Raw genomic sequence first — 9809 nt, 5'->3', positions numbered from 1 at the left:
TCCACCGGCAGCGCGCCCACTCGGCATCGAGTCCGGCGAGCGCGGCCGACGACACTCGGAGCCGGTAGGTGTACCGGGCGCGCCCGGTACTGTCGACTTTCAATGGTGTCGCCATGCCTCCTTAATAGCACCATGGACAACGAAGTACGGATCACGCTCCGCCTCCCCGAAGAACTCCGTGACTGGCTCCGCGACCACGCTCAGCGCGAGCACCGGTCCCTCAACTCGGAGATCGTCCACATACTTGAGGCCGCTCACGCCACAGTGGATGGCAACGACCAATCGCCCTGACGGCGATCGTTCCTTCCTCGCCCCGCTCCGCAGGGGTCCGATTCCTCCCCGGCCTGAAGGCCGGGGCATCCTCGGAGGTATCAGGTGAACTTTCCCTCAGTCGGCTACGGCATCACCGATACCCGGACACATCCGCCGGTTTCCCCGCGTCCTGGACTTCCACCAGGTAGCGCCAGGCGTCGGGGCGGCTCCCGTCGAGATCGGTGAAGCCGTACTCCTGGGCCAGTCCCCCGCTGGACAGCGAGTGGCCGTTGAACCGGGAGACGTCGGGGTCGGCGGCCAGGGCGGCGACCGCGCGGCCGACGTAGCGGGTCGTCTCGGAGATCGCGAAGTGCGGGACCTTCTCCAGGGCGTCGCGCCAGTTGTCCTCGCGGACGCCGTAGTGCTCCAGCATGATCTCGGAGCGCATCCAGCCCGGGGTGAGGACGAGGGCGGTCGCGCCGCGCGGGGCGAGTTCGTGGCCGAGGGCGAATCCCATGCGCAGGACGGCCGTTTTGGCGAGGTCGTAGTAGTAGTTCACGCGGTAGTTGTCGCGGTTGTAGTCGGCCGTGCCGTCGGTCATCTCGACGACCAGGCCGCCGGGGCGGCGCAGCAGGAGCGGCAGGGCGTGGCGGCTGGTGATCGCGTGGGTGTCGACGGCGAGTCGCAGGACACGCAGCCCCTTGTCGAGGTCGTGCTCCCACATCGGGGTGTCCCACTCGACGAGGTTCTCGGCGCCCCAGATGTCGTTCACCAGGACGTCCAGGCGGCCCTGTTCGGCGTCGATCCGCTCGACGAGCGCCTCCACCTGCGCCGGGACCAGATGGTCGGTGGGGACGGCGATCCCCCGGCCGCCCGCCTCGGTGACGAGGTCGGCGGTGTCCTCGATGGTCTCGGGGCGGTCGTACTCGGAGCGCCGGCCGCGGGTACTGCGGCCGGTGACGTAGACGGTGGCTCCGGCGGCGCCCAGCTCTACGGCGATCCCCCGGCCGGCGCCTCGGGTGGCGCCGGCGACCAGGGCGACCTTGCCGTGCAGAAGGGGGCCCGGCTTCTCGTTCTCTCTCATGTGGACGAGGGTTCCCGAGAAACCGGACACCTTCTGTCGCCTTTTACGGCGCGTCCGGAGTTTCCGCCGGGAAGGTCAGCCGGGAAGGTCAGTGACCTCGGGCGATCCACTCCTCCAGGTGCGGCACCTCGGCCCCGATCGTCGTCTCGTCGCCGTGTCCGGTCAGCACCCGCGTCTCGGCGGGCAGCGCCAGGAGCCGGTCGCGGATCGAGTCGATGATGGTGGGGAAGTGGCTGTACGACCGCCCGGTGGCGCCGGGTCCGCCCGCGAAGAGGGTGTCGCCCGTGAAGACGGCGCCCAGCGCGGGGTCGTACAGGCAGACCGCGCCCGGGGCGTGTCCCGGGGTGTGGATGACCCGCAGGTCGGCTCCGGCGGCCTCGATGACCTGGCCGTCGGCGAGGTGCTCGTCGGGGTCGCGGTCGGGGTGGGCGAGCTTCCACAGGGGAAGGTCGTCCGGGTGCAGCCAGATCCGGGCGCCGGTCAGTTCGGCGAGGGCGGGGGCCGCGTTGACGTGGTCGTTGTGGGCGTGGGTGCAGACGATCGCCGTCAACCGACGGTCCCCGACCGCGTCCGCGATCGCCCGGGCGTCGTGCGCGGCGTCGATGACGATCACCTCATGGTCGTCGCCCACGATCCAGACGTTGTTGTCGACGTCCCAGGTGCCCCCGTCGAGGCTGAACTGCCCGGACGTGACGAGGCGTTCGATGCGCGCGGCCATCAGAGGACCACGACCGAGCGCAGGACGTCGCCGTGGTGCATGCGCTCGAACGCCTGCTCAACCTGGTCGAGTTGGATGGTCTCGGTGACGAACGCGTCGAGCGGCAGGCGCCCTTGGAGGTGGAGGTCGATGAGCATCGGGAAGTCCCGCGAGGGCAGGCAGTCCCCGTACCACGACGACTTCAGCGAACCGCCTCGCCCGAAGACGTCCAGCAGCGGGAGTTCGAGCTTCATCTCCGGTGTCGGGACACCGACGAGGACGACCGTCCCCGCCAAGTCCCTTGCGTAGAACGCCTGCTTGTACGTCTCCGGCCGCCCCACCGCCTCGATCACGACGTCCGCCCCGAACCCGCCCGTCAGTTCCTGGATCGCCTCGACGGCGTCCGTCTCCTTCGAGTTGACGGTGTGGGTGGCGCCGAGTTTCCGGGCCGTGGCGAGCTTGCGTTCGTCGATGTCGACGGCGATGACCTTCGCGGCGCCGGCGAGGCTCGCCCCCGCGATGGCCGCGTCACCGACACCGCCGCAGCCGATCACGGCGACCGTGTCACCACGGCCCACGTTCCCGGTGTTGATCGCGGCGCCGATCCCGGCCATCACGCCGCAGCCCAGCAGCCCGGCGACGGCCGGGGACACCGACGGGTCGACCTTCGTGCACTGGCCGGCGGCGACGAGGGTCTTCTCCGCGAACGCGCCGATCCCCAGCGCCGGCGACAGCTCCTGGCCCGTCGAGGCGAGGGTCATCTTCTGCTTGGCGTTGTGGGTGTTGAAGCAGTACCACTGCCGCCCGCGCAGACAGGCCCGGCAGTTCCCGCACACCGCACGCCAGTTGAGGATCACGAAGTCACCGGGAGCGACATCGGTCACGCCCTCCCCGACCGACTCCACGATCCCCGCCGCCTCGTGCCCGAGGAGGAACGGGAACTCGTCGTTGATCCCGCCCTGCTTGTAGTGCAGGTCGGTGTGGCAGACCCCGCACGCCTGGATCTGGACGACGGCCTCCCCGGGCCCCGGATCGGGGATGACGATCGTCTCGACCCGTACCGGCTCGTCCTTGCCCGGCGCGATCACTCCGCGCACTTCCTGTGCCATGGGGCTGCCCTTTCTTCGGCGACTCCGTCCCACCCCCGACCCTACGCGCCCGTGATCACCCCCGGCACGACATCGCGCCACCGTAGCCTGGGTGGGTGTCCCGTGAACCGAGGAGCGACGTGCAGCAGACCACCCCGCCCTGGCGGCTTCTTCTCGGGTACGTCCGGCCGCATCGCCGGACCTTGTTCGCCGGGGCCGTGCTCTCGCTGCTGACGGGGGCGGCGGGGCTGCTTCTGCCGCTCGTGGCGCGGGAGTTGATAGCCGACCTGTCCCACGACCGGCCGATCGGCGGCGCGTTGGCTCTGATGACGGCGCTGGTGGTGCTCAACGCCGTGCTGGGCGGGCTGGGTTCGTACGTGCTGCGGCGGACCGCCGAGTCGGTGGTGCTCGGGGCGCGCAAGGCGTTGTCGTCGTACCTGCTGCGGCTGCGGATCACGGCGGTGGACCGGACCGAGCCGGGTGATCTGATGGCGCGGATCACGTCGGACACGACGCTGCTGCGGGAGGTGACGACGGACTCGCTGGTGGGGCTCGGGACGGGCGGGCTCACGCTGGTGGCGACGGTCGTGATGATGGGGTTCGTGGACCCGGTGCTCCTGGCGGTGACGCTGGGGGTGGTGGTGTGCACGGCGCTGGTGATCGGGCTGATCGTGCCGCGCATCAACCGGGCCAGCCGCAGGGCGCAGGACGCGGTCGGGGTGATGGGGGCCTCGCTGGAGCGGGTGCTGGGGGCGCTGCGGACGGTGAAGGCGTCGGGGGCGGAGCACCGTGAGGAGAGGGCGCTGCACGCGGCGGCGGAGGAGTCGTGGCGGCAGAGCGTGCGGGCCGCGATGTGGTCGGCGGCGGCCGGGAACACGGCGGGGCTCGCGATCCAGGTCGCGTTCATCACGGTCCTCGCGGTGGGCGGGGCGCGGGTGGCGACGGGGGCGATCGGGATCGGGACGCTGGTGGCGTTCCTGCTGTACGTGTTCTATCTGATGTCGCCCATCCAGCAGTTGGTGGGCGCGGTCGCCCAGTACCAGACGGGTTCGGCGGCCCTGACCCGTATCCAGGAGGCCCTGGCGCTGCCCGCCGAGCCGGTGTCCCGTCCGGCCCCGCTGCCCGCGTCCGACGCGCGGCCGGCCTCGGTCGCCTTCGCGGACGTCCGCTTCCGGTACGCCGACGACCTGCCGTTCGTCCACCACGGCGTGACGTTCGCCGTGCCGCCGCGCGGGATGACGGCGTTCGTCGGCCCGTCGGGCGCGGGGAAGACGACGGTGTTCTCGCTGATCGAGCGGTTCTACGACCCCGAGGACGGCGTGGTCACCCTGGACGGCCGCCCGCTCGCGGACTGGGACCTGTCCGAACTCCGGTCGGCCATCGGGTACGTGGAGCAGGACGCGCCGGTGTTGTCGGGCTCCCTGCTGGACAACCTCCTGCTCGGCAACCCGGACGCGGACGACGACTCCGTACGGCGGGTGCTGAAGACGACCCGGCTGGACGGGCTGGTCGGGCGGCTCCCCCAGGGTCTGGAGACGCTGGTCGGCCATCGGGGGACGAAGCTGTCCGGCGGCGAGCGTCAACGGGTGGCGATCGCACGGGCGTTGCTGCGGCGGCCCCGGCTGCTGATGCTGGACGAGGCGACGTCCCAGCTGGACGCGGTGAACGAGGCGGCGCTGCGGGACACCGTCGCCGATGTGGCCCGTTCGACGACCGTGCTCGTCGTCGCGCACCGGCTGTCGACGGTGACGACGGCGGACCGGATCGTCGTCATGGACGCGGGGCGGGTCCGCGCGGTGGGCACGCACCGTGAACTCGTGGGCGCGGACCCGCTGTACGCGGAGCTGGCGGCGACGCAGTTCCTGTCGGCGGCGGATTCACCGCCGCAATCGGTGAACTAGCCGATCCTGCGCAGGCGTTCGGCGTCCGGGGTGCGTGGGCACGTCCCGCATGCCTCGGTCGGGCGGATCGCGTAGAACATGCAGCATCCGGCGCGGGTGCGGGTCGGGTGGCAACTGCCGTCCGGGGCGGTGAGGTTGCGGAAGGCGGCGCCCGCCGGGAAGCGTCCGACGGGGCCGGGGAGGAGTTCGCTCGCGGCGCGGATGCCGTCGTCCTCGCGGTCCAGCACCCGGCCGAGGTACCAGAGTCCGGAGACCAGGTCGTCGCCGGCCATCCCCCACAGCGCGCGTGAGCCGCGCCGGGTGAGGGGGGCGAACGCGGCGAGGACCGGTTCCAGGTGGGCGGTGAGGGCGCCGAGGAGGTCGTCGCCCGCGTCGCCGGCCGGGCGTACCTGGTAGGAGGCGGTGGCGAGGTCGGCGCGGAGGTCCTGGGGGCGGACGAGGGGGACGCGGCGTTCGAGGAACCAGGGGCCGCTCATCAGCAGGGCGGCGGACCAGGCGTAGTCGTGGAGGGCGCGGGAGGCGGCGACGTGGCGGGGGACGCGGACGCCGTAGCGGGTCTCGATGCGGGCGGCCTCGGCGTCGACGAAGGCGCCGGGGTCGGTGAGGAGGTCGACGCCGGCCGGTTCGTCGTCGGTGACGTGGACGTCGAGGACGTCGCACAGGCCGGTGAGCCTGCGCAGGACGTCGGTGACGGGCATGGGGGGCTCCACGGGGAAAGAGTGTCCGGCACAAGGGTGTTCCCAACCGCTACGTGAGGTGTGAAGATCGCAAGAGCGAGCACAGCGGCCCCACAGGCGGTTGAAAAGTAAACCAAGCCTAACCTAAGCTCACCCCTCGTGACTGCGACCCGTCAGGGCGCACCCCCCACAGGTGTGCCCTCCCGTGCCCTCCGGCACGTCTCCCTCTTCGCCCTCGGCATCGGCGCGTTGGCGCTGTGCGCGGCGCTGAGCCTCGCGCTCGGCGCCCGCTCGATCCCCCTGTCGACCGTGACCGGCGCCCTGTTCGGCGACGCGCACGGCCGTGACGCGCTCGTCGTGACCGGGCTGCGCCTGCCCCGTACGGTGATCGGCCTCTTCGTGGGCGCCGCGCTCGGCGTCGCCGGGGCCGTCGCCCAGGGCGTCACCCGCAACCCCCTCGCCTCCCCCACCACCCTCGGCATCAACGCGGGCGCGGGCTTCGCGGTCGTCGTCGCGATCTACGCCCTCGGCCTCGACAGCCCCCTCCAGTACGTCTGGTTCGCCTTCGCCGGCGCCGCTGCCGCCGCCCTGTTCGCCCAGGCGCTGGCCCGCCGCTCCGGGGACATCGACCCCGTACGCCTGGCCCTCGGCGGTACCGTCCTCCAACTCGTGCTGCTGTCCTGGACGTCGGCCGTGATGCTGCTCGACCAGCGCACCCTGGACGAGGCCCGGTTCTGGCTCGCCGGATCGCTCGCGGAGCGTCCGCTGTCCGCGCTGTGGCAGGTCCTGCCGATGCTGCTCCTCGGTCTGGTCCTCGCGCTGGCGGTCTCCCCCGCTCTCAACACCCTTGCGCTGGGCGACGATTCGGCGGCGGCGCTCGGGGTCCCGGTCGGCAGGGTGCGGCTCGCGGGCGGGATCGCGGTCGTCCTGCTGGCGGGTTCCTCGGTCGCCGTCGCGGGCCCGGTCGCGTTCATCGGGCTGGCCGCGCCGCACCTCGTCCGCCCCCTCCTCGGCGGCGACCACCGGCTCCTGGTACCCGGCTGTCTCCTCGCGGGCCCGGTCCTGCTGCTCTCCGCCGACGTGCTGGGCCGGCTCGTGATCCGGCCCTCGGAGCTCGAAGTCGGCATCGTCACCGCCTTCCTGGGCGCCCCGCTGCTGGCCCTCCTCGCGCGGAAGGTGGCCCGGTGAGCGCCCACCGCCGACGCGTCCTGCTCTTCGCGGGCACCGGCCTCGTCACCCTCCTCGTCCTGCTGACCGTCTCCCTGACCACCGGCACGATGCCGATCCCCGCCGGTACGGCGCTGCGCGCACTGGTCGGGCTCGGGGACTCCGGAGACGTCCTGGTCGTCCAGGAGTTCCGGGCGCCCCGCACGTTCGCGGCGATCGTCGCGGGCGCCGGGCTCGGCGCGGCCGGGTGCGTGCTGCAACGCCTGTTCCGCAACCCGCTCGCCTCCCCCGACGTCATGGGCGTCACCGGCGGCGCCTCCCTCGGCGCGGTGTCCCTCCTCGCGACCGGCGCCGCCCAGACCCTCATCCCGCTCGGCGCGCTCGGCGGCGGCCTCCTCGCCGCGCTGCTGCTCGGCGTCTTCAACTGGGGTTCCGGGCTCGCCGTCACCCGGCTGGTCCTCACCGGCCTCGCCGTCCAGGCGGCGCTGGCGGCGGCCGTCAACCTGATGATCGTCCGCTTCCCGGCGGAGCTGGCCGGGTCGGCGCTCCAGTGGACGACCGGGTCGGTGTACGGCCGGACCTGGACCGAGGTGTGGGGCGGGGCGTCGGCCATGACCGCCGCGCTGGCCGTGGCGCTGGTGATGAACCGGCGGCTCGCGGTCCTGGACCTCGGGGACGACTCGGCGGGCGCCCTCGGGCTCAACACGTCCCGGGCGCGGCTCCAACTCCTGCTGCTGGCCGTGGTGCTGGCGTCGCTGGCCGCCGCGCTCGCCGGGCCCGTCACGTTCGTCGCGCTCGCCGTGCCGCACATCGTGCGGTTCCTGACCGGGCCGCCGACGGCCGTGACGCTCGCGCTGGCCGCGCTCACCGGGGCGGTCCTGCTGCTCGCCTCCGACCTGGTCGTCCAGCATCTCCTGCCGGTCGAGGGGCTGCCCGTCGGCGCGGTCACCGCGACCCTGGGGGCGCCCTGGCTCCTGGTGCTCATGCTCCGCCAGTCCTCGCCCGTGAACGTGAAGAGGAACTCCTGATGACCAACCAGCTCACCACCCAGGGGCTCGGGCTGCGCTACGGCGACCGGACCGTCGTCGAGAACCTCGACCTCACCCTGCCCGGCGGCGCGGTCACGGCGATCGTCGGCCCCAACGCCTGTGGTAAATCGACCCTGTTGAGGGGGCTGAGCCGGCTCCTCGCACCGGCCGCCGGGACCGTCACGCTCGACGGCGCCGACATCCACCGCATGGACGCGCGGACCCTGGCCCGGCGCCTCGGCCTGCTGCCGCAGCAGCCGGTGACCCCGGAGTCGATCACCGTCGAGGCCCTCGTCCGGCTCGGCCGATACCCGCACCAGCGGCTGCTGAGCCAGTGGTCGGCCGCCGACCAGAAGGCCGTGGACGACGCCCTGGAGCGCACCGGCACGACGCCGCTGCGCGACCACCCCGTCGACCGGCTCTCCGGCGGCCAGCGCCAACGCGCCTGGATCGCCCTCGCGTTGGCCCAGGACACCGAGCTGCTCCTGCTGGACGAGCCGACGACCTTCCTGGACCTGCGCCATCAGCTCGACGTCCTCGACCTGGTCTCCGCGCTGCACGCGGAGGCCGGCCGGACCGTCGTCATGGTCCTGCACGACCTCGGGCAGGCCGCCCGCTACGCCGACCACATGGTCGTCCTCAAGGACGGCCGGCTGGCCGCCGCCGGGCCGCCGTCCGAGGTGCTCGACGCGCGGCTCGTGAAGTCCGTGTTCGACGTCGACTGCCGCATCGTCCCCGACCCCGAGACCGGCACACCGCTGGTCGTCCCGAAGAGCAGCGCGGTACGGCACTCCGCCGCCTCGCGTGACTGATTCCCACTAGAGAAAGTCCACCCCCCATGTTCACCTTGCGCTCCCCCCTGCCCGGAATCGGCCGTCTCAAGGCCGTTCCCGTCGCCGTCGTCCTCGGCGCGGTCGTGCTGACCGGCTGCGGCAGCAGTGACAGCGGAAACGATTCGGCCAAGGCCGCGTCCGACGCTCCGGCCTCCGCCGGGTTCCCCCGAACCGTCAAGACGGCCATGGGCGACGTCAAGATCCCGTCCAAGCCGAAGCGGGTCGTCGTCCTCGACACCGGCGAGCTGGACGACGTGACGCTCCTCGGGCTCGACCCCGTCGGCGCCGTCCCGCCGCACTTCAAGACCGAGGGCGGCTTCCCCACCTACCTCAAGGGCGAGCTGGGCGGCACCCAGGACGTCGGCCCGCTCCTCGAACCGAACCTGGAGAAGATCGCCGCCCTCAAGCCCGATCTGATCCTGTCGTCGAAGGTGCGGCACGAGAAGATCTACGACAAGCTCAGCGCGATCGCGCCGACCGTGTTCACCGCGACGACCGGCGGCGTCTGGAAGCAGAACCTCGCCGTGCACGCGGAGGCCCTCGGGCGGGAGTCCGAGGCGAGCGCGGCGCTGAAGAAGTACGAGACGCAGGCCGCCGCTCTCGGCGCGGAGATCAAGAAGAAGGACGGCGGAAAAATGCCCGTCGTCTCCGTCGTGCGGTTCATCGCCGGGCCGACGCGGCTCTACCAGACCAATTCCTACAGCGGGGTCGTGCTGAAGGACATCGGTTTCGACCGGCCGTCTTCCCAGGTCTCGAACGACCCCTCGGTGACGATGAAGGACGTCAGCCCCGAGCAGATCGACCAGGCCGACGCGGATCTCATCTTCGTGACGACCGCCGACACCCCGGACAAGACCCAGGAGAAGCAGGTCACGTCGAATCCGGTGTGGAAGGACCTGCCGGCCGTGAAGGCGGGCAAGGTGTTCAACGTCCCGGACGAGACGTGGATGTCCGGCATCGGGGTGCAGGCCGCCGAGCAGATGCTGAAGGACGTGGCCAAGGCGACGGGTGTCGCACTGCCGGCCGCGCAGTAGCGACACGCGACACCGCTCACCCCCCACTCACAGCGGAAGCCCCCCACC

General features: G+C 72.1%; 10 protein-coding genes. 6 read left to right on the top strand and 4 right to left on the bottom strand.

Going from position 1 to position 9809, the window contains the following annotated elements:
* Positions 1-132: 132 nt before the first annotated feature.
* Positions 133-291 carry an Arc family DNA-binding protein gene (locus ABZX85_RS22815; RefSeq protein ID WP_355871426.1) on the top strand — a complete coding sequence of 53 codons (159 nt, stop codon included), beginning with the start codon at positions 133-135 and terminating at the stop codon, positions 289-291.
* 112 nt (positions 292-403) lie between these two features.
* Here ABZX85_RS22815 and ABZX85_RS22810 read toward each other — a convergent pair whose 3' ends face one another.
* The 3 genes from ABZX85_RS22810 to ABZX85_RS22800 all read right to left on the bottom strand — a co-directional run bounded on the left by ABZX85_RS22810 (position 404) and on the right by ABZX85_RS22800 (position 3142).
* On the bottom strand, positions 404-1336 hold the full coding sequence (locus tag ABZX85_RS22810) for an SDR family oxidoreductase (RefSeq protein WP_355871423.1): 933 nt from the start codon (positions 1334-1336) through the stop codon (positions 404-406).
* 88 nt (positions 1337-1424) lie between these two features.
* Entirely contained in the window at positions 1425-2054 is a 630-nt protein-coding gene (locus ABZX85_RS22805) for an MBL fold metallo-hydrolase (RefSeq protein WP_355871421.1), read from the bottom strand.
* Positions 2054-3142 carry an S-(hydroxymethyl)mycothiol dehydrogenase gene (locus ABZX85_RS22800; protein WP_355871418.1) on the bottom strand — a complete coding sequence of 363 codons (1089 nt, stop codon included), beginning with the start codon at positions 3140-3142 and terminating at the stop codon, positions 2054-2056. The genes ABZX85_RS22805 and ABZX85_RS22800 overlap by 1 nt, the downstream gene beginning before the upstream one ends.
* A gap of 119 nt (positions 3143-3261) precedes the next feature.
* Between ABZX85_RS22800 and ABZX85_RS22795 the strand changes: the two genes are divergently transcribed.
* A complete protein-coding gene (locus ABZX85_RS22795; protein WP_355871416.1) occupies positions 3262-5022 on the top strand; it encodes an ABC transporter ATP-binding protein in 1761 nt (586 codons plus the stop codon).
* On the opposite strand, the gene ABZX85_RS22790 is transcribed toward ABZX85_RS22795, so the two are convergent.
* The gene (locus ABZX85_RS22790; RefSeq protein WP_355871413.1) at positions 5019-5720 is read right to left on the bottom strand and encodes a (2Fe-2S)-binding protein; all 702 of its coding nucleotides are present in this window, start codon (positions 5718-5720) and stop codon (positions 5019-5021) included. The genes ABZX85_RS22795 and ABZX85_RS22790 overlap by 4 nt on opposite strands.
* A 174-nt stretch (positions 5721-5894) precedes the next feature.
* Here ABZX85_RS22790 and ABZX85_RS22785 point away from each other — a divergent pair, with 174 nt between their 5' ends.
* From ABZX85_RS22785 to ABZX85_RS22770, 4 genes are read left to right on the top strand one after another with little or no spacing between them, the layout of a single operon-like run.
* On the top strand, positions 5895-6887 hold the full coding sequence (locus ABZX85_RS22785; protein WP_355871468.1) for an iron ABC transporter permease: 993 nt from the start codon (positions 5895-5897) through the stop codon (positions 6885-6887).
* Positions 6884-7894: an iron ABC transporter permease gene (locus ABZX85_RS22780; RefSeq protein WP_355871411.1), complete on the top strand. Its 1011-nt coding sequence runs from the start codon at positions 6884-6886 to the stop codon at positions 7892-7894. The genes ABZX85_RS22785 and ABZX85_RS22780 overlap by 4 nt, the downstream gene beginning before the upstream one ends.
* Positions 7894-8706 (top strand): ABC transporter ATP-binding protein, encoded by an 813-nt coding sequence (locus tag ABZX85_RS22775; protein ID WP_355871409.1) that lies wholly within the window; start codon positions 7894-7896, stop codon positions 8704-8706. The genes ABZX85_RS22780 and ABZX85_RS22775 overlap by 1 nt, the downstream gene beginning before the upstream one ends.
* A 26-nt stretch (positions 8707-8732) precedes the next feature.
* Positions 8733-9761: an iron-siderophore ABC transporter substrate-binding protein gene (locus ABZX85_RS22770; RefSeq protein ID WP_355871407.1), complete on the top strand. Its 1029-nt coding sequence runs from the start codon at positions 8733-8735 to the stop codon at positions 9759-9761.
* The last annotated feature ends 48 nt before the right edge of the window (positions 9762-9809 follow it).

Source organism: Streptomyces sp. NPDC004539, assembly GCF_040610055.1.
Lineage (GTDB): Bacteria > Actinomycetota > Actinomycetes > Streptomycetales > Streptomycetaceae > Streptomyces.
This window is presented reverse-complemented; position numbering and strand designations above follow the sequence as displayed.